The organism is Fictibacillus sp. 5RED26, assembly GCF_015903895.1.
GTDB lineage: Bacteria > Bacillota > Bacilli > Bacillales > Fictibacillaceae > Fictibacillus > Fictibacillus phosphorivorans.
In genome coordinates this window covers 1,361,993-1,382,935 of the sequence record NZ_JACZDU010000001.1, presented here as the reverse complement: position 1 = coordinate 1,382,935, position 20,943 = coordinate 1,361,993, and the positions used below count along the sequence as shown (strand labels likewise).

The following is a 20,943-nucleotide window of genomic DNA, read 5'->3' as shown; positions in this document are numbered from 1 at the left end:
GGATGTTTGTTTTTTTTTTCGGGGATTATTAAGATTTTTTATTTTCTAATTCGAATGACTTGTCCTTTGTTTGCTTGTAACATACTATTTGTTTCTACTTTTATCAATGACAACTGAGAGCCGCCTCCCGTGTATATGTATGAAAGCTCTGTTACTTTTGGATCAACTAAAAAAATGGCTTTAAATCCAAATGACGGAACTCCTCCTGCAGGAAAGCCAGTATGAGCTAATATTTCATCCTCTGTTGCGAGACGAGGGCGTTCAATATTCAGAGCCTTTCCAACACGTGTGGTGCTCACCCGGTCTTCACCTTTCACAATGGCTAAGATGAGCTGTTCTTTATTATCTAAAAGACAAATGTTTTTTACGAAATCATGTTGGGATACATTTAGTGCTCTAGAAGCATCCTGTACAGAATGACATGATTCCCTTAAAACCATATGAATGCCATCTATATTATTCTCGGTTATAAAACGATTAATAGTGCTATGAAATTCCTCCACTTGTATCTCCCCTTTTACTGACGTGGTAACGCTGAAATCACGGCACCGGCAGCCTGGATCCAACTTCCTGCAAATATTAAGGATTCACTATAGCTTTTATCTTCATTCGGATGGTCAAGTTCAAATTTCCCACCTAATGCCTGTAATGAGTTTCCAGCAACTTGAAGTAAATTTGAAATAATGGTTATCCCCTGATTCGAGGGTGAATCGCCTAGTTCGTTGTCGAATTCAACACCTAGAACAATCCCTGCCCCAAATGCTTGAAGTAAGTTCCCTTTAATATTCAAGACTTGAGAAGTATCATCTTCTAATGGTAAGACCATACCTGCGATTACCGTCGTATTTCCAATGGCTTGGACTTCATTTCCGATTCTCTTGAGGGTAAACGGGATTTGTCCATCAGCAATTAAACCATTTCCAGTAGCTTGCAGAACATTTCCTATTAAATCAAGATCTTCCTGAAACTGATCACTAAAGACCGAAATCGGCGTGTTGGCAATCGCCGAAATGACTGTTCCAATTGCCTGTATAACACCGCCAATTTGTTGTTTTTGCTGATTATCCATTCGGCAACAGTCCATTTAATAAGATGTTTTAATGTATTCGTGGACGAGAAGAAACGTTATTTTCGCTGAGGTGCTAAATTTAACTGCTTCCATATTTCAGCTAAATCATCACCAATGTCATTGATGACTTCATTCGTTTTAAAGTAATTATTGTGAGAGAGTGGTGTAGAACTGCTTATAATGCCGCCGCTATTTATTTCTTTCTCAACAGCAATTGCTCGATCATAAGAGTCATTGATCGTTTTCAGAGGATAACCGAACACGTCATCTTTATCGTACATATTTACCCATTTTCCTTGAATCTCAGGGTAATGATCCTTTAAATGTGGCGATGGAACTTGTATGGGCTTATCGAAATCTGCATACCTGAGACCCCATAACGCCAATGGACTTCCTAATGTATAAAAGCTGGTTAGAGTCTCACCTTTTTCTAAAGGAGTCTTTTTCATGTTTCGCAAGACATCTTCAGCTATTTCTTCAGAAATGAATTGTAGATCATAAAAATAATTACTCGAAATCACGGTACCTAAACTATGTGCAATGACAAAGAGTGGTGCATCTTCACCAGCCACTTCACTTAATTTTCGAAGTCCCCTAGCATATACCTCATGTACTTTAATATAGTTCGGATTGTGATCGGCTACAGGCTGGTAGGCAATGGCATCACCAAAAAAGTGGATGACAAACTGTCTTAACTGCTTAAAATCTAAATTGTCTTCTTTATTAAGTCTTTGCCACAAGTGTGATTCCCTTTCGTTAAAGACACTTCCCCAGTATATAGGTTGGATGATCAGTTCTTTTTCAGGAGTCGCATAAAAAGGTTTAATCTGTTGAGAGAATCTTTTGGAAAGCACTTCAATAAATAAATCCGAAAAATCCTCGTTTTGATTACCGATTCCATGAAGAATAGCCACTGCGATTTTTTTAGTCATGATGTATCACATCCTTATTTAAAATTGTTTTTACGCAACAAAAGAATACGTTTCTAACTTCATATCAATACTAATGTTAGATTGTGAGGGATAGATCATGAAAGTTAACAAAATCCATGTGGTTCTATTAATCATCGTTTTCTTCTTTTTCCTGTGGTCACTTATTAAACCTGCACATTATCCAATATGGATACTAGAAGTTGCTCCAACTGTTATAGGTATAATCTTCGTTTTCTTCCTTTATAAAAAGCTAAGGTTCACTTCTCTTACATATTGCATCATTGCTTTATTATCGATTTTGACATTCATAGGTGGACATTATACCTATGATGACGTTCCCTTTTTCGATTGGCTGCAGCAGCACTATGATTTGAACCGCAATCACTATGATCGCTTTGGCCACTTTATGAAAGGTTTGTTGGCGATTGTTATACGCGATATTCTGCTTTTAAATACACCTTTGCGTTTAGGAAAATGGGTCCAATTTATTGCAATAAGTATTACGTTGGCAATAGCAGCACTCTATGAAATTGCTGAATGGCTCGCTGGCAAGATAGCAAAACGTGAAACAAAAGACTTTGTTGGTGCTCAAGGAGATATTTGGGATGCTCAATGGGACATGACACTTACGCTACTCGGTTCATTCCTCGCATTGCTATTGCTCACTTCATGGCATAACAAGTTGATTAAAAAAGAAAAAAGGTAATTTTATTGTTTCATTAGTATTAGATCAATTTGATGCAAACCCTTCTATTATTTTTCCTTCTTTCGTCATAAACAAAACTGAGGTGAGAAAATGCAAAAAGTAAGCTCGACCGTTTGTACATTTATTGCGGGATTTCTGTTGTTCTTTGCATGGTCTGGTTATTTAAAGGATGAATTTAATATAAGTGAGTATCGAGGTTTCATCGTTAAAAAGGAAAGAACGGATAAAGTAATTAGCATCGGAGATTCATTCGTAACAGAACCACATTACATGGTTTTTTTTGAGAATGGTAAGAAACTTCGTGTATCTAACGCTATATATTTGAAGATTAAAGAAGGCAGACATACCGTGCTGATGAAACAAAATGATAACATCACCTTAATGAAATAAAGAGACTGAAGGAATATAGTTTCAGTCTCTCAATCAGATAAATATCTCACATCCGTATTTGGTAGGAATGGAAAATGGTTAGAAAGAAGATAGGCGACTCCTATCAGAACAAGAAAATAGCATAAGAATATTAGATCATTTCTTGAAAAACCGACCTCATAATAGAAGGTCCTCTTTCTGTTTGATTGAAATCGTTTTGCTTCCATTGATACGGCTATTCGATAAGCTCTGCGAATACTTTGTGATAATAAAGGAATCGCAAGCCTTTGCATTCTTTTTAGAAAATGATTCTTTTGTTCTAATCCTCTTACCCTTTGAGCATTCATAATGATCTGGTATTCCTCAATCATGATAGGAATCAATCGTATGGCCGCCATGAAACTATAAGCAAACTTCGGTGGCAGTTTAAGTTGTTGCATGAGAGAGTAAAACAGCATAACTGGTTTGGTAGTTAAAGCAAATATCAATCCAAGCATTGCAAATGATAAAGCTCGAAACCCTAGGTGAATGCCCCTTATCAAACTCTCCTCTGATATTTGAACATATGCCCATTTAAATAGGATGGTTTCTCCCTTTCCAAATAGAATCATAGATGAAGACGTTGAAAGAAAAACAAACAAAAAGGGCAGAGATAATAAGAATAATTGCTTATAAGAATATCCTGTACCGAATATAAACAATGTTAAGATCACGCAAGAAAAACCGACCATGAAGTTAAGATAATGAATGTTGATGGCTAATATGAACAGACCCAATATTGTTAGTAGTTTTAGAGATGGATTTATGCTGTGTAACCAAGTGTACTTCCCACTAAATAATGAATTCATGCAGAATCTCCCTCTGTACGTTACCACCTTTATTGAGTTGAAGATCAGTTACAATTCTACCGTTCTGTACCTCCCATAACCGTGTTGCAAAACGTTCGGTAATATGATGATCATGTGTGACCATGAGAATGATCGTTCCTTTTTGACGCTCTTGTTCGATCATTTCCAAAATCTTAAACGTGTTTAAAGAGTCCTGACCAAAAGTTGGTTCATCAAGAAGTAAAATATTTGGTTTTTGTAAAAAAGCAGTGGCCACACTTAGACGTCTCTTCTGACCAACAGATAATTGATAAGGATGTTGCTCCTTTTTGCTTGTCAACTCGAGAGAAGAGAGTATCTCTTTTACATCGGATTCAATTTCTTGGTCATTTTTTAATCCATAGGTTATTTCATCGTGAACTGAATTTGTTAAAAATTGATATTCAGGGTTCTGAAATACGAGGTAAAGAAGTCCAGAGATGTCTTTCGTTTTTCGAATAGGTACATCATTGATAAAATAGTCTCCAGATGTTTTTATGAGCTGCATCAGAGCCAATAATAATGAACTCTTTCCTGCTCCGTTTTCACCCATTATAGTGACCCATTCTCCTGAATGGATCACTAAGTGATCTACCACGATCTTAACTTCTTTGTTTCGATATCCTTTGAAAATCTGTAACTTCATGGTGTTTGAAAGTTCTTTCTTGTTATTCATGATTGGTTCTCGTTTATAATCATCCCATACACCAGGGTACCAAATTCCAAACTCTTTGATCTTTTCCTTATAATGAGTAAAGACCATTGAAGTGTTTCCATCAGCTAGAATTTCTCCATCTGGAGTAAATACAATGAGACGATCAGCGAAATCTAGGATTTTCTCAATTTTATGTTCAACAATGATCAACGTCTTATCTTTCCATATTCTTTTTACCGTTTCCCAAATTTGTTCTGTACCCTTTTCATCAATAAAAGCAGTCGGTTCATCTAAAAATATTACATCTGGTTTCAGTGCTAATACAGATGCAATCGCTAATCGTTGCTTCATTCCACCAGATAGATGTTGAATCGGTGTATGAATGTTCTCAAGCTCAAGACCAACCTCTTTTAATAAAGAACAAATCTTGCTGGTCATCTCTTCTCGAGGCACTTCCAAGTTCTCAAGAACAAATGCTAATTCTTCATCAACATAGGGCATACAGAACTGAGTATCAGGATCTTGAAATACAAATCCCCATTGATCAGGGATTTGTATGTCATCACATTTCATAGGAATATCAATTGTTCGTGGTACTAGTCCAGAAAGAACCTGCAACAATGTGGATTTGCCACATCCGGAGGTGCCAAGAAGAAGCACTTTTTCACCACGATTAATAGACAAACTCATATCTCTAAACAGCATTTTTGATTCGCCCGGAAACTTTAATCTCAGATTTCTCACAGAAGTTACGCTTGTCATCCAACCACCTCAGTTATTGATCTAACGCTTCATGATCCTTTTTTGACGAAGATCGTACTAAATTCGTCACACCTGTAGCCTCTAAAGCTTTTGCAATAGAAACGGCAAACAATCCTGTAAACAAGATAGAACCGATTATTCTAAATACGATAAATAATGTTAGATTCCATGTTGAAAGATCACCGATATATCCTTTGTAAAAGTCCATGATTAAAGATCCTGCACATGAACCTAGTGCAGCAAGTGAGATGACGAAAAGGTCAAATCGTTTATAACGAAATGCGAATAGGATAAATTCTGCAAACAATCCTTGAATCAGTCCGTATAGTAACACTTCAAGTCCAAATTCAGAACCCATCAAAAATTCTCCTGAAGAAGCAGCAATTTCAGCCAATAGGGCAACTCCAGGCTTTCGAATGATTAGGAATGCAACGGTCGCCGCCATGAACCACATCCCATATATCAACTGATCGATGTGAAGGCCAAACGGTTTTACGGCATAATATAGAGGTCCCCAAATCTTATACAGTATGCCAAATGCGATAGAGATTACGATTGTTACAAGGATATCCGTTAACTTTAACCCCTTTTGCATACTACCCTTCACTCCCGATCGTCGACGTGGTCAGGCTGAATGGAATCGGCCATTTTTCCAATGTATAAGCCATCTCCCAGAAGGAATACTCGTACTGACAACTGATCAAGAAATGTTGAATCATCTTATTTCTCTCCACATCGCTTGCTTTTTCAGCCAATTGATTCAGTCTATCAATCTGCTCTTGTACAAGTTCTGTGAACCATTCACCGCCATATGCAGCGATCCACTCTTGATAGATGGATTCTTGTGGTGTCGCCCCTTTGAATGTTTCACCAATCTCTTGATAGATCCAATAACAAGGCAGAATTGCTGCGATAATTTCTCCCAAACTTCCAGACTCTGCAACTCGGTAAAGGTGAGATGTATAATGGTAAGCAGTGGGAGCAGGTTCAAAATCAGCTAGTTCTTCTTCTGTCACTCCAAGCTGTTTCATAAATGTCTCATGAAGTCCTAACTCCGCGTCATTTGTACCTTGTGCATGTGCTGCCATTCTAGAAGTCGTATACAAATCTTCAGCTCTTGCAGCCCCCATCGCTTGTATTCTTGCAAAATGAGATAAATAATACGAATCTTGTAATACATAGTACCTGAACCGTTCTAAAGAAAGGTCACCATCTGCAATTCCCTTCACAAATGGATGTTGAAGGTTCGCTTCCCAAATAGAAGCCGCTCTTTCTCGCAAGATATCAGTAAATGTGTTCATATGAATCCTCCTTGTTTTATCCAACAAAAAAACCACTCTCAGCTAAGAAAGTGGTTGTATATGGAGAATTCAAAACAGGAATAAAGACTCCGCAACACCACTTCCCTACGCTGGTATAATCCAGATCAGGTTCTAAGAGTCTCAAAGTCGCACTTTGATCTCAGCCTTATAAAAGGCACCCCTAGTGGTTCGTTTTTATATAGTTGGTTTCTGTCTTAAATGATAGCAGTCTCTTTTAGATTGTCAACTATTTTTAAGAAACACGACCTTTGTATAACAAAGTAAAAGGGCAAAGCCGTAGTATGGCATTACCCTTTAAAATCTTCATTTATTTGCTCATCGCTTCTGTTAAAACAGGTACGATTTGTTTTTTACGAGAAACAACACCTTTAAGGATGGCTGTATTGTTTTCTAATTTAACGTTATAAGCTTCTTCAACAGATTGTGATCTCTTACCAAGAGCTAACGCTGTCGAATCATTTGTTAAGATATCTGTTACAACAAACATGAACAGGTCTAGACCTTTGTCAGCAATCACTTTCGTAATCGCTGATTCTAAATCCTCTTGATGTTTCATTACATCGCTAGCATCAACCGTATTCACTTGAGCAACTTCAATTTTATTTTCACCAATGTTAAATTCTTTAGCATCAAGTGAAATCAATTCTTCAACAGATTTATCACTTAAGTCAGCACCTGCTTTTAGCATTTCTAGACCGTACTTTTCCGCATCTACACCAGCAATTTCAGCAAGTTCGCGTGCTGCGGCAACATCTTCTTCTGTACAAGTAGGTGATTTAAACAACAATGAGTCAGAAATAATGGCAGAAAGCATAAGTCCGGCAATGTTCTTCTCAACTTGAACGCCTTTCTCTTTGTACATCTTGTTTAAGATTGTAGCTGTACAGCCAACAGGTTCAGCACGATAGTATAAAGGATCGCTTGTTTCAAAATTCGCGATACGATGATGGTCAATAACTTCTAATACTCTTACTTTGTCAATGTCATTTGCACTTTGTTGACGTTCATTATGGTCAACTAAGATTACCGCGTTTGCTTCAGCAGAGACATGTTCAACTAAACGCGGAAGTTCAGCTTTAAAATAATCTAATGCATATTGTGTTTCACCATTGATCTCACCTAGGCGAATAGCTTCTACGTTTTGTCCTAATTTAGTTTTCAAGTCAGCGTAAACCAGAGCTGATGTAATCGTGTCAGTATCTGGATTTTTGTGTCCAAAAATAAGTACTTTTTCCATGCGTCTACTCCTTATAAATAAAAGAATTGTTTTAGCCTAAGCCCTATTTTATCATATATAAAAAGCTTTTGGCTTTTGGAGTTTATTGTAGCATGGAAAAAAGTATTAAGGCAAAACCGTACTTCCCATCAACGATAGATCCACTTGACGTGCACAATCACGTCCTTCTTGGATCGCCCAAACGATTAAACTTTGACCACGTCTAGAATCACCTGCTGCAAATACTCCATCTACATTTGTTCTATAGTCACCATGTTTAGCAACTACTTTGTTATGTTTGACTTCAACACCAAATTCTTTTAAGACTGGCAGTTCTGTACCCTCAAAACCGATCGCGATGAAAACTAGATCAGCTGGCCAGATTTTTTCAGATCCAGGAATTTCTTCAAAAACCATATTTCCTGCATCATCTGATGTTCTTTTCATCTGAATCGTATGAAGTTCTTTTAATCGACCATTATGATCTGATACGATTTTTTTCGTTTGAACGGAGTACTCTCTTGGATCATGTCCGTATTGAGCAGTAGCTTCTTCATAGGCATAATCCATTGTGAAAATGTTAGGTTGCTCTGGCCACATGTTTGCATCACTGCGCACATCAGGAAGCTTAGGGTGCTTACCAAATTGAACTACACTCTTACACTTTTGTCGAAGAGCCGTTGCCACACAGTCAGCACCAGTATCGCCACCACCAATTACGATTACATTTTTACCTTCTGCATCAATAAGTGGTTCAGAAACTTCGATGTTCAACAGCCTCTTCGTTGCTTGTGTTAAATAGTTCATAGCAAAATGAACACCATCAGCTTCTCTTCCTTGAAGAGTTAAATCTCTTTGTTTCTGTGCACCTGTACATAGAATTATAGAATCATATTGATTCTTTAGTTCCTCAGAGGTAACATCTTTTCCCACCTCTGTGTTAAGAATAAAATCAATACCCTCTTGTCTTAATAATTTGATTCTTCTTTCCACAACATCTTTATCCAACTTCATGTTAGGAATTCCATACGTTAACAATCCGCCGGCTTTGTCTGCTCTTTCATAAACGGTAACAGAATGACCCGCTTGGTTCAGCTGGTCAGCAGCAGCAAGCCCAGCTGGTCCTGAACCTACAATAGCGACTTTTTTTCCTGTTCTTCTTTCTGGAATCCTAGGTTGGATCCAGCCGTTTTCAAACCCTTTATCAATAATTGCTTTTTCAATGTTCTTTATGGTTACAGCAGGTCCAGCTAATTCAACTGTACATGATCCTTCACAAGGAGCAGGACAAACCCGTCCTGTGAATTCAGGAAAATTGTTTGTTTTCATCAAACGGTCAAGCGCTTCTTTCCATTTTCCACGATAAACCAGATCATTCCACTCAGGTATCAGATTGTTAATAGGGCAGCCTGCAGCAGCCCCATTAATCTCGATACCAATATGACAAAAAGGTGTACCACAATCCATGCATCTAGCGCCTTGCCTTTTCAACATATCTTCTGGTTGTTTTTTTGTATACTCTTTCCAATCTTTAAGACGTTGGAGAGGCTTTCTCTCTATCGTTTCTTCTCTCGGGTATTCCAAAAATCCGGTTGGTTTTCCCATGTAAAATCTCTCCTCTCATCTCAATTTATTTCAGGATTAATTTTGTCGGTCCAGGTCTGCCACTTGCTTTCGCTGCGCTTGAACCTGCTTCAAAAGCGTTCATAATCGCTTCATCTTCGGAATATCCAGCTATTTTCTCTTCTTCTATTTTCTTAATCATTTCTTTGTAATCATGTGGAATGATTTTCACAAAATGTGACTGTTCTACTTTCCAGTTTTGAAGGATTGCTGAAGCTTTTTTACTTTGAGTGTATGAAAAATGATTAATAATCATCTGCTTGACTGTTTCTGTTTCTTCAGAATCCATTAATCTCTCAAACTCAATACCTTCTTTGTTGCACAATTGTTTTAATAAAAGGGGCTGATGTGTGTAGATATAAGCGATACCTCCACTCATACCTGCTCCAAAATTCTTTCCAACATCTCCAAGGACAACTACTCGACCACCAGTCATATATTCACAGCCATGGTCTCCGATTCCTTCGACAACAATGTTAGCCCCACTGTTTCTAACTGCAAATCTTTCTCCAGCTAAGCCGTTAATGTAAGCTTCACCACTCGTTGCTCCATAAAAAGCAACATTTCCTAAGATGACATTATCATCAGCTAAATATTCAGCCATTTTAGGAGGTGCAACAATCAATTTGCCTCCTGATAAGCCTTTTCCGAAATAGTCATTACTGTCACCGTTCAGATAGAGAGTCATGCCTCGTGGCACGAATGCTCCAAAGCTTTGTCCAGCAGATCCGGTAAAGTTAAGCGTTACAGTATCTTCAGCAAGACCTTCTTCACCAAATCGTTTCGTTATTTCACTACCAGCAATCGTACCTGCTACACGATTCGTGTTCTTAATTGGAAGGTTGAATGAAACAGCCTTCTTCGTTTCTAAGGCAGACTGCAGTTTCGGTAAGATCTCATTCATATCGAGTGATTGATCAATCTTATGATTTTGAGAAGTCTGTTTCGTACGAATACCGTCTGCTTGATAAAGAAGCTTTGATAAGTCGAGATGCTTCGCTTTCCAGTGATTTTTCGCACGATCTCCAACTGTTAAAACGTCAGTGCGCCCGACCATTTCTTCCATCGTACGGAAACCGAGTTCAGCCATGATCTCACGAATTTCTTCAGCCACGAATCTCATGTAATTGACAACATGATCAGGGTCACCCATATATTTTTTTCTTAATTCAGGATTCTGTGTAGCTACACCTACTGGACATGTATCAAGATGGCAAGCACGCATCATGATACAACCTAATACAACGAGTGGTGCTGTAGCAAAACCATATTCCTCAGCGCCTAACAATGCAGCAAGCACAACATCTTTACCTGTCATCAGCTTCCCGTCTGTCTCGAGGGTTACACGTTCTCGAAGTCCATTAAGCATCAACGTTTGATGTGTTTCAGCAAGTCCTAACTCCCAAGGAAGTCCAGTATGTTTGATACTTGTCTTCGGTGAAGCTCCAGTTCCACCGTCATAACCACTGATAACGATTACATCAGCTGCGCCTTTTGCAACACCGGCAGCTATCGTTCCAACACCGGATTTCGCCACAAGCTTAACACTAATTCTTGCTTCGCGATTAGCGTTCTTAAGGTCATGGATCAATTGGGCCATATCCTCGATCGAATAGATATCATGATGTGGCGGCGGGGAGATCAGACCTACTCCTGGCGTTGATCCACGAACATCTGCTACCCAAGGATAGACCTTATTGCCAGGCAATTGTCCACCTTCACCTGGTTTAGCTCCTTGTGCCATCTTGATCTGCAGTTCATCTGCATTTACAAGATAGTGGCTTTTTACACCGAATCTACCTGAAGCAACTTGTTTAATGCTGCTTCTTCGGTTATTGCCAAGTTCATCTGGAACAAAACGCGCTGGATCTTCTCCGCCTTCACCACTATTGCTTTTTCCGCCTAGACGGTTCATTGCTATAGCAAGAGACTCATGTGCTTCTCGACTGAGAGAACCGAAAGACATAGCACCAGTTTTGAAGCGCTTTACAATCTCTTCTACAGGTTCAACTTCATGGAGTGGTATAGATTTTGTTTCAGGAGCAAATGAGAATAAGTTTCTTAAGAAAGTTGTTCTCTCGTCATCTGCCAATTTTGAAAACGTTTTAAAAAGTGAATAATCATTCTTCCGACAAGCCCATTGAAGGGTATGAATCGTTTTTGGATTAAAAGCATGATGTTCACCAGTATTCCTCCATTGAAAGTCACTACCTGAATCTAAAGTGTCATCAATGGTCTCTTTAAAGCCTTGTTGATGTCTAAGGGTAGCTTCTTTTTCAATCTCAGCTAACGTGATTCCATCGATTTGAGAAGCCGTAGCTGGAAAATATCGATCGATCACTTCTTTGCCGATTCCGACTGCTTCAAAAATTTGAGCGCCTCTATAGCTTTGAACGGTTGAAATACCCATTTTTGACATCACTTTAACGATGCCATCTGTTATTCCTTGTTTATAGGTTTTGATAGTCTCTGATAACGAAAGTTTAATATGTTCATCAAGAATCGCTTCTTCAAATGTTTTATAAGTTAAATATGGATAGATAGCATCTGCACCGTATCCAATGAGCGCTGCAAAATGATGAACTTCTCTAACTTCACCTGATTCAACCACCAAACTTACTTTGGTGCGCAATCCTTCTTTTACGAGATGATGATGTAGAGAACTAACAGCAAGTAAGACAGGAATCGGAATAGAAGATTCACTCATTTCTCTGTCTGACAAAACTAATAAAGTTGCTCCATCTTGTATCGCTTCTTCTGCACTTTTAAACAAGTTTATTAAACCGAGTTCCAAATCTTCCGAAAATAAAGTCTGTAGAACAGTTGTTTTGAATTCATAAATCAAGTTGTCTGTGATTTGTTTAAACTCATTCGTTGTTAACACAGGAGAATTCAATTGTATTCTTTTAGCATTCTGCGGTCCTGGATGTAAGAGATTTCCTTCAGCCCCAAGCAGCGTCATCGTTGAAGTAACAATCTTCTCACGAATAGCATCGATCGGCGGATTCGTAACTTGCGCAAAGAGCTGCTTGAAATAATTGAATAGTGATTGAGGATTATCGGACAGAACTGCTAAAGGTGTATCATTACCCATAGAACCAATCGGATCTTTTCCTTCAGTAATGACAGGAATTAAATATTTATGAATATCTTCATACGTATATCCAAAAGCTCTTTGCTTCCTTCTTACATTTTCTACTATGATCTCCGTCTCTTCGCTATCTTGATCTAGGTGATGAAGCCCATTTGTAAGCCATAGTTCGTATGGTTCCTTACTCGCCATTTCTGTTTTGATCTCATTGTCCGTGATGATACGTCCTTCTTCGAGATCAATCAAAAGCATTCTACCAGGACTTAGTCGCTCTTTATAAAGAACATTCTCTTCTTCAACATCAATAACTCCAACCTCAGAAGAGAAGATAATATAATCATCCTTCGTTACATAATACCTCGCTGGACGAAGACCATTTCGATCGAGTATCGCGCCAATTTGTTTACCGTCTGTAAACGAGATTGCTGTCGGTCCATCCCATGGCTCCATCAAACAACTATGATACTCATAAAAAGCTTTTCTCTCTTCTTCTAGATGAGGGTTCTCACTCCATGGTTCTGGGATAAGCATCATCGCCGTATGTGAAGGTTTTCTCCCAGCCAGTACAAAAAATTCAAAGGCTTGATCAAGGATCGAAGAATCACTGCCATCTGCATCAAGAATAGGAAGCAGTTTTTCGATATCTTCCCCAAATGCTTCTGAAACAAATTGTTTCTCTCGTGCCTTCATCCAGTTCATGTTGCCTTGTAGGGTGTTGATTTCTCCGTTATGGATAATGTATCGATTCGGATGAGCACGTTCCCACGTCGGAAACGTATTTGTGCTAAAACGGGAATGCACTAAAGCGAATGGAGACACAAAATCCGTATCTTGTAGATCGTAATAAAAGGCATCTACTTGTTCAGGTGTTAAAAGCCCCTTATAAACGATGGTTTGTGAAGATAAACTTGCAAAATACGTTTGAAGTCCTTCTTCTCTTGCCCAATGCTCTGCTTGTTTTCTTATCACAAATAATTTTCTTTCAAAAGCTAAATCTTCAGAATAAGTATCATTACAAGCGACAAAAACTTGTTTAATTAAAGGGCAAGTTTCTTGAGCCTTTTTTCCGATCGTTTCAACATTTACAGGTACTGTTCTCCAGCCTAAAAGTTTTTGGCCTTCTTGATTAATAAAATGGTTGATTTGATTTTCTAATTTCTGTTGAGCTGCTATATCGTTAGGGAAAAAGATCATCCCTACACCATACCGTCCTTTTTCAGGAAGATCAAAGTCAGTAACCTTTGTAAAAAAATCATGCGGTATCTTCGTCATTAAGCCGGCTCCATCTCCCGTTAAAGGATCACTTCCTTGTCCTCCACGGTGGTCAAGCTGGCATAGCATATGAAGTCCTTTTTCAACAATTTCATGGGTAGCATGCCCTTTTAAATGAGCATATAGACCAATTCCACAAGCGTCATGTTCGTTCTTCGGATTATATAAACCTTGTGGTTCTGGAAATTGACTAAAGGTCATTTTGAACTCCCCCTTAAGTTTTTCAACTTGAAATATTCGAAACTTTCTTTCATTTAGTTTAGGTTTTATAATTAATCGAAACAATATATAATTTAGATTAAAACGATCTCAAATTGAGAATGATTGGTTGTGACAAGGCATGGAAATCAGACAATTACAGTATTTTATTGAAGTTGCAGAACGAGAACATGTTTCGGAAGCAGCGATTGCTTTGCATGTTGCGCAATCTGCAGTAAGTCGACAGATCGCAAATTTAGAATCCGAATTAGGCGTAGAGTTGTTTGAAAGAGAAGGTAGAAATATTAAACTCTCTCCTGTTGGGAAGTTATTCTTAATTCATGCAAAAACTGCAATGAAAGCGATAGACCATGCAAAAAAACAAATTGATGAGTACTTAGATCCCGAAAGAGGGACGATTAAGATTGGATTCCCTACTAGTCTTGCAGGACACCTTCTGCCAACAGTCGTTTCAGCCTTTAAACGGGAACATCCCAATATCGCCTTCCATTTAAGGCAAGGGTCTTACAGATTTCTTACAGAAAGTGTTAAGAGCGGTGATATTGATCTCGCTTTTTTAGGACCAGTACCTACAAACGATCCTGATTTGGAAGGACATATTCTTTTTACTGAAAGAATATCAGCACTATTACCCGAACAGCACCTTTTAGCCGAAAAACGAAGTTTATTATTGAGCGATTTACGAAATGATGAATTTGTTCTATTTCCGGATGGGTATATTTTACGAGATGTAGTAGTTAATGCTTGCAAAGAATCAGGCTTCGTTCCTAAGATCGCATGTGAGGGTGAAGATCTAGATGCGATAAAAGGGCTAGTTACAGCTGGTATGGGTGTTACCCTTTTACCCGATAGTTCCTTTTATGAAACGAAACCACGTTATACAGTGAAGATACCGATTGACATACCAGATGTAAAACGCACGGTGGGAATCATTACGCCTCGCAGTCGTGAACTAGCTCCTGCTGAACAAGTGTTCTTTGAATTTGTGATTAAGTTCTTCTCTGTTTTAGAGCAATATCAATAGATTTATGCTATATCTAGAAGTTGAGAATTAGAGCTTAGTTTCTCTTGATAAATAAATAAAAAATTTATCACAAAAAGCTTGGCAAAAAAGTGCCAAGCTTTTTCTAAATCTTATTCTTTTAACATCAACTAGCTACATGAGATTGACTGTTTTCTTTTCTAATGTTCCGAATGTTGATGCGAATAAGCAGCGAGATGGCAAGCGCTACGACAAAGGCACCTGTAAAGATATACAGAGTCAAGGAATAACTGTTAGTAGATTCACGTATCCACGAAACAACTAAAGGACCTACTAGTCCTGCCGCTGCCCATGCGGTTAAAATATAGCCATGAATGGCCCCAAGCTGCTTCGTGCCAAACAGATCACCAATATATGCTGGTATGGAAGCAAAACCTCCACCATAACAGGTAAGGATTAAATATAGAAGTAACTGAAATAAAAAGGCATTCGTAACATTCGGTAAAAGAACGAACGCTACCGTTTGTATCAAGAAAAACGTGGTGTAAACGTTCGGGCGACCGATATAATCTGAAATCGACGCCCAACCAATTCTGCCAAAACCGTTAAACAACCCCATGATTCCAACCATCGTGGCTGCTGAGGCAGCACTTAGATTTGCAATATCTTGTGCCATTGGAGATGCTACAGAAATAATGGCGATACCACATGTAACATTTATGAATAACATTCCCCATAAAGCCCAAAAACGAATCGTCTTAACCGCTTCATTAGCAGTTAACTGCGCAAGATCTTTTGAGTTACTTTCTTCTTTCTTACTATTTTCGTTCATGCCATGTGGCTGCCAATCTTTTGGAGGTGGTGTAAGATATAATGAAGAAAGAAACATGATTGTAAAATAAACAGCACCTAATAAGTAGAAGGTATTCGAAATTCCTATACCTGATATCAGCCTTGCGATAACAGGACTAGCAATAAGTGATGCAAAACCAAACCCCATAATCGCAAGACCTGTCGCTAATCCTCTCCGATCAGGAAACCATTTTACAAGTGAAGAGACAGGTGTAATATAGCCAATGCCAAGTCCTATCCCACCTAAGGCACCGTAAAAAAAGTAGAGCAGATAAATAGAATTTATTTGATCAGCAAAGCCTGAACCTAATAGACCGGCACCAAAACAAACTGAGGCTATGATACCAGATTTACGAGGTCCATGCCGTTCAACAAAATGCCCCATAAAAGCAGCTGATAATCCTAGAAACAAGATTGCGATACTAAATGTTAAAGAGATTTCACTTAGCCCCCAATTGTGTTTTTCTCGGAGTGGATTTGTGAATACACTCCATGAATAGACAGACCCGATCGATATGTGAATACCTACAGCAGCTGCAGCAATCAACCAACGGTTTTTTACTTTTTTAGCCATCCGTTCTACTCCTCTACACGTTTTATTCTAAGGTTTTCTCCTTGCTCTGATTCACCCGTTTTTCAGGTGTGTCTCCTGTTGTTTTTTCATAGTGTTCTGTTTCTTGGCCCATGCCTTTTAAGAACTGCATGAGAATGGTAACTGCTTTGTTGATCTCTGGATCTTTTAGGGAACGTACTAAATCGAAGTAGCTTGTTTTTTCATCCGTATCTTTGTATTCAGCCACTCGGGCAATCCCTGCATCAATTTTTAGTAGGAAAGGTTCAAGCTGCTTTACATTGATCATACCTAAAGTTCCTAAGAGCAAGAGAAGATTCTTTAGTGTGTTTGTGTTCTCAGGCTTGTCCATCGCTTTCACAGCAATATCCATCACCTTATCACCTTGTCCGAACAAACCATTTAAAAGAGGGAGAATTCCTTTTTCGTTCATATGGTTCATGATCTCTAGTGTTTGCAGAATCGCGGTCTTGTTCTGAATAAGAGCATCTTCTACTTCTCGGAGGTCATTAGAACGTTTCTCTTCAGCTTTTATCGTTTGTTTTTGAACGTTTTTAATCGCTTTAGCCATGTTGATTTCTCTCCTTTTTCACAGCATCACCTGGGAAAATATAATCCTTTCTTGCCCATTTCTTCTCTACGTTAACTCCTACTTGAGGTTGTGGGTTTCCATACCTGAAATTTGTTTTTGGCAACGGATTCACACCCTCTTCCATCAAGATCTCAAGTTTTGCACTTGTCTCTTTGTATGCGGGTGTATCTGTATCTTTATCTGAATAACTGCTCGTAAGTAGATTAATAGCCGCTTCTCCGCTATCGTTCATAGGAAGATATACTTCTTTACCTTTAACACGATCCGTTATTAAACAATGCACTTTTACATTTCCATACGGTGAAGATAATCTTACTAGTGTCCCATCCTTTATTCCTCGATCTTCAGCTAGTTCAGGTGAGATCTCAAGAAAAGTGTTAGGCGTCTTGGATGTAATGCCTTCTGACTGATATGTCATATTTCCCTCATGAAAATGTTCTAAAAGGCGTCCATTGTTAACATGAATATCATATTCTTCACCGAATTCTACTGGCTCTGTCCAGTTTACTGGAAAAAGTCGCGCTTTCTTATCTTCAAACGGAAATCCATCTTTGAAAAGAATAGGTGTATCTGTTCCGTCCTCAGCCACTGGCCATTGAAGGCTTTTGTACCCTTCTAATCTTTCATAGGATACTCCGGCAAATAGCGGCGCTAGTTGAGCAGCTTCTTCCATAATGTCACTCGGATGTTTGTAATCCCATCCAGCTCCAAGTCGATTTGCAATATCACGGATTATCTCCCAATCTGGTTTAGAATCTCCAAGTGGCTCTAGCACCTGATACAATCGTTGTATTCTTCTCTCCGTGTTTGTAAAAGTACCTTCTTTTTCGAGACTTGGACTTGCTGGGAGAACAACGTCAGCAAACTGAGCAGTTCTTGTAAGAAATAAATCTTGAACCACAAAAAAATCTAGTTTCTCATAAGCAGCATGAACATGGTTTATGTTTGAGTCAACGATTCCCATGTCTTCCCCTTTTAAATACATCGCTTTTACATGGCCATCATGGATGCCTTGTACCATTTCATGATTATTAAGACCCGGATCTTCTGGAATCTTTACACTCCACGCATTCTCATACTTTTCTCTTACCTTGATGTCTGCCACTTTCTCATATGATGGAAAACGATCTGGCATGCTACCGAAGTCACTGGCTCCTTGAACATTGTTATGTCCCCGTAATGGATAAGAGCCTACACCTTCTCGTCCATAGTTTCCTGTTACTAAAAGTAAATTGGATATGGCGGTACTCGTATCACTTCCTCCCGTATGTTGAGTAACTCCCATTGCCCAGAGAACACAAACACTTTTTGATTGTGAAATGGTTTTCGCTAACTGGATAAGGATATCTCCAGAAAGTCCTGTTACTCTTTCTGCATATTTTAATGTGAATTTTTCAAGGTTCTCTCTAAACTCATCTAATCCATTCACATGGTTTTGCAAAAAATCATGATCTGCTAATCCTTCATCCAAAATATACTTCGTAACGGCAGAGAGCCACACGAGATCCGAACCAGCCCGTGGCTGAATAAATAGGTCAGCACGCTCAGCCATCTCATGCTTTCGAAGGTCAGCAACGATTAGTTTTTGGTTGTGTAGTTTATGTGATCGCTTAACACGCGTCGCCAAGACGGGATGAGATTCTGATGTGTTCGAGCCGATCACGATAACAAGCTCTGACTTTTCAATATCCTTAATAGACCCCGAATCCCCACCATGACCTACAGTTCGAAATAGTCCCATAGTGGCAGGAGTCTGACAATAACGCGAACAGTTATCGATATTATTTGTTCCTATAACACTACGTGCCAACTTTTGCATCAAATAGGATTCTTCATTCGTACATTTAGATGAACTAATAAACGTTAATGCTTGCGCGCCATTCTTATCCTTAATCTCAGTAAATTTAGAAGCGATTAAGTTATACGCTTCGTCCCAAGTGGCTTCCCTAAACACATCACCTTCACGAATTAAGGGTTTGGTCAATCGTTCTTCACTGTTAACGAAATCCCAACCAAATTTTCCTTTAATACACGTGGATATCCCGTTTGCTGGTGCATCAATCTGTGGATCTACTTTTAATATTTCTCTTCCTTTTGTCCACACATCAAAACTGCATCCCACGCCGCAGTAAGTGCAAACGGTCTTTGTTTTCTTTATTCTTTGTTCTCTCATCGCAGCTTCCATATCGGAGATAGCCAGTATGGATCCATAACCCGTCTCAACGCCTTTTGTGATCTCAATCATCGGACGGAGTGTCTCTCGATTAATTCCCGTCATATAACCCGTTTCACCCTCCATGCCTTTTTCCATCATGGCATTACATGGGCAAACTGTAGAGCAGTGACCACATGATACACATGAAGATTCATTGATCGGTACATCTTTGTCCCAAATGACTCTTGGCCGCTCTCGTTCCCAATCTATTGTGAGTGTCTCTGTTACTTGTACATCTTGACAAGCTTCTACACATCGCCCGCACAATATGCATTGATCAGGATCGTACCTATAAAATGGGTTTGAGTTATCTACTTCATATGGCTTATGTTCAAAAGGAATGCTCTGGTGGTTGATCTTCATTTCTTTAACCGTGTTATGTACTTCACAACCGCCATTGTTATAATCACAAACTGTACAATATAACTCATGATTAAAAAGAATTCTATCCATTCCGATCACTTGAGCTTCTCTTACCTCATCAGAATTTGTATCAATGTCATCTCCGTTATTAACTGTCGTGGAACACGCTCTAACAAACTCACCATTCACTTTAACGATACATGTATCACAGGTTTCAATTGGTCCTAGGCTGGGATGATAACAAACATGAGGGATTTGATCTGGAGATCCATCTAGCAGATTTAATACGGTTTCTCCACTACTAGCACTTCTTTTTGTTCCGTTTATTTTAATCGTAAAATCTTTCAAATGACCATCACCCTTTCCTAAGATAAACATGCAAAATATTCCGACATCTCAAACATCCGTTTCCCTAATCGTTATTTCCTTAAACAAATGCTTTTTTTCATTCCTTGACAGATAAAGAGACACTCTTTATGAGTGCCTCCTTGTTTAGTCATCTAAATCAATCTCAATAAGATCATAAGAAGTAAAAATCCCTAATGGCTTTTCATTCTCACTTCCATTTAAAGTAATAATGATTGCCTCAAGCTTTTTCCCTTCCTTATGGATGCTTTCAAAGATCTCTTCAGCTTTAAAGATACTAGAAGTTTTAGAAATAAAAGCAACCAGCTGTTTTTGCTCATTGTCTGCAATATCTGATATTCTTGCATTGTTTAGATCGATTACTTGATCGGCCAGCCGGTCAGTTAACCAATTCAATAAGTATGTAGCCGTTAAAAGCCAAAGGTACTCTCCTTTTTCATTATAAATAGGAAAACGTGAATACGATGTTTTTCTAATACAGCTTAAAACATCTTCAAGACGGTCACTTTCTTTAAAATGATGGACCTTTTTTGTTGCAATGTTCAGCGCTGTTTCAGGTTTCATAAAATAACCCGCTATTTTCTCTATTCTCTCTACGATCTCTAAATGAGGTTCAGCAATGTAAAAATCATGATCAACTTTTTCATGGACTATAGCATTTCTAAGCTTCGCGAACTGACCCAGCTCATTATAAAAAGATCTGATAAGAGAATGCTTTTTCATTCCTGTTTCCACCAGGTTTTTAAACCGATCATCTTTCGTATCTTTAACTTTGTCGATTAAACATTTGTGTATCTGGTTAAAGGCGATCTCAAATCGTTCAGAAAGACTGTTTTCTGTATTAGATTTTATATGAGTTACGTTCATAGTTCGATCTCTCCTTCTATCTATCAATACCAT

17 protein-coding genes and 1 riboswitch are annotated in these 20,943 nt (G+C 38.6%); of the genes, 3 read left to right on the top strand and 14 right to left on the bottom strand.

Translation table 11 applies throughout. The features are described 5' to 3' along the window. Positions 1-38 precede the first annotated feature (38 nt). The 3 genes from IHV10_RS07210 to IHV10_RS07200 are packed head-to-tail and all read right to left on the bottom strand — an operon-like array spanning position 39 to position 2,001. A complete protein-coding gene (locus IHV10_RS07210) occupies positions 39-503 on the bottom strand; it encodes an aminoacyl-tRNA deacylase (RefSeq protein WP_370568805.1) in 465 nt (154 codons plus the stop codon). Positions 504-517: 14 nt separating this feature from the next. After that, complete coding sequence (locus tag IHV10_RS07205) at positions 518-1,084, bottom strand: DUF6944 family repetitive protein (protein ID WP_197127934.1); 567 nt, start codon at positions 1,082-1,084, stop codon at positions 518-520. Between the two features lie 41 nt (positions 1,085-1,125). Continuing rightward, a complete protein-coding gene (locus IHV10_RS07200) occupies positions 1,126-2,001 on the bottom strand; it encodes a chemotaxis protein (RefSeq protein WP_197127933.1) in 876 nt (291 codons plus the stop codon). Between the two features lie 97 nt (positions 2,002-2,098). Here IHV10_RS07200 and IHV10_RS07195 point away from each other — a divergent pair, with 97 nt between their 5' ends. Both IHV10_RS07195 and IHV10_RS07190 read left to right on the top strand, forming a co-directional pair. Next, on the top strand, positions 2,099-2,707 hold the full coding sequence (locus tag IHV10_RS07195) for a DUF2238 domain-containing protein (RefSeq protein ID WP_197127932.1): 609 nt from the start codon (positions 2,099-2,101) through the stop codon (positions 2,705-2,707). A gap of 90 nt (positions 2,708-2,797) precedes the next feature. Next, on the top strand, positions 2,798-3,097 hold the full coding sequence (locus IHV10_RS07190; RefSeq protein ID WP_197127931.1) for a hypothetical protein: 300 nt from the start codon (positions 2,798-2,800) through the stop codon (positions 3,095-3,097). A gap of 29 nt (positions 3,098-3,126) precedes the next feature. Here IHV10_RS07190 and IHV10_RS07185 read toward each other — a convergent pair whose 3' ends face one another. The 7 genes from IHV10_RS07185 to gltB all read right to left on the bottom strand — a co-directional run bounded on the left by IHV10_RS07185 (position 3,127) and on the right by gltB (position 14,084). After that, entirely contained in the window at positions 3,127-3,924 is a 798-nt protein-coding gene (locus tag IHV10_RS07185; RefSeq protein WP_197127930.1) for an energy-coupling factor transporter transmembrane component T family protein, read from the bottom strand. Then, positions 3,908-5,359 carry an ABC transporter ATP-binding protein gene (locus IHV10_RS07180; RefSeq protein ID WP_197127929.1) on the bottom strand — a complete coding sequence of 484 codons (1,452 nt, stop codon included), beginning with the start codon at positions 5,357-5,359 and terminating at the stop codon, positions 3,908-3,910. The genes IHV10_RS07185 and IHV10_RS07180 overlap by 17 nt, the downstream gene beginning before the upstream one ends. A 13-nt stretch (positions 5,360-5,372) precedes the next feature. Continuing rightward, on the bottom strand, positions 5,373-5,954 hold the full coding sequence (locus IHV10_RS07175; RefSeq protein WP_197127928.1) for an ECF transporter S component: 582 nt from the start codon (positions 5,952-5,954) through the stop codon (positions 5,373-5,375). A gap of 1 nt (position 5,955) precedes the next feature. Next, positions 5,956-6,660, bottom strand: coding sequence for a thiaminase II (tenA, locus tag IHV10_RS07170; protein ID WP_197127927.1), 705 nt, complete (start codon positions 6,658-6,660; stop codon positions 5,956-5,958). 85 nt (positions 6,661-6,745) lie between these two features. After that, positions 6,746-6,853: riboswitch (TPP riboswitch) on the bottom strand. A 135-nt stretch (positions 6,854-6,988) separates the two neighbouring features. Beyond that, the gene (locus IHV10_RS07165; protein ID WP_137789468.1) at positions 6,989-7,918 is read right to left on the bottom strand and encodes a manganese-dependent inorganic pyrophosphatase; all 930 of its coding nucleotides are present in this window, start codon (positions 7,916-7,918) and stop codon (positions 6,989-6,991) included. A 105-nt stretch (positions 7,919-8,023) separates the two neighbouring features. Further along, on the bottom strand, positions 8,024-9,502 hold the full coding sequence (locus tag IHV10_RS07160) for a glutamate synthase subunit beta (RefSeq protein ID WP_197127926.1): 1,479 nt from the start codon (positions 9,500-9,502) through the stop codon (positions 8,024-8,026). Positions 9,503-9,527: 25 nt separating this feature from the next. Continuing rightward, the gene (gltB, locus tag IHV10_RS07155) at positions 9,528-14,084 is read right to left on the bottom strand and encodes a glutamate synthase large subunit (RefSeq protein ID WP_197127925.1); all 4,557 of its coding nucleotides are present in this window, start codon (positions 14,082-14,084) and stop codon (positions 9,528-9,530) included. 139 nt (positions 14,085-14,223) lie between these two features. Between gltB and IHV10_RS07150 the strand changes: the two genes are divergently transcribed. Next, positions 14,224-15,126: a LysR family transcriptional regulator gene (locus IHV10_RS07150; protein WP_197127924.1), complete on the top strand. Its 903-nt coding sequence runs from the start codon at positions 14,224-14,226 to the stop codon at positions 15,124-15,126. 124 nt (positions 15,127-15,250) lie between these two features. On the opposite strand, the gene IHV10_RS07145 is transcribed toward IHV10_RS07150, so the two are convergent. From IHV10_RS07145 to IHV10_RS07130, 4 genes are all read right to left on the bottom strand, one after another. Beyond that, the gene (locus tag IHV10_RS07145) at positions 15,251-16,510 is read right to left on the bottom strand and encodes an L-lactate MFS transporter (protein ID WP_197127923.1); all 1,260 of its coding nucleotides are present in this window, start codon (positions 16,508-16,510) and stop codon (positions 15,251-15,253) included. 22 nt (positions 16,511-16,532) lie between these two features. Further along, positions 16,533-17,078, bottom strand: a complete 546-nt coding sequence (locus IHV10_RS07140) for a DUF1641 domain-containing protein (protein ID WP_197127922.1) — start codon at positions 17,076-17,078, stop codon at positions 16,533-16,535. Next, positions 17,071-20,055 (bottom strand): formate dehydrogenase subunit alpha, encoded by a 2,985-nt coding sequence (gene fdhF / locus IHV10_RS07135; RefSeq protein WP_197127921.1) that lies wholly within the window; start codon positions 20,053-20,055, stop codon positions 17,071-17,073. Before fdhF ends, IHV10_RS07140 begins: the two co-directional genes overlap by 8 nt. Before the next feature lie 114 nt (positions 20,056-20,169). Then, positions 20,170-20,910, bottom strand: a complete 741-nt coding sequence (locus IHV10_RS07130) for a CBS domain-containing protein (protein WP_197127920.1) — start codon at positions 20,908-20,910, stop codon at positions 20,170-20,172. Between the last annotated feature and the right edge of the window lie 33 nt (positions 20,911-20,943).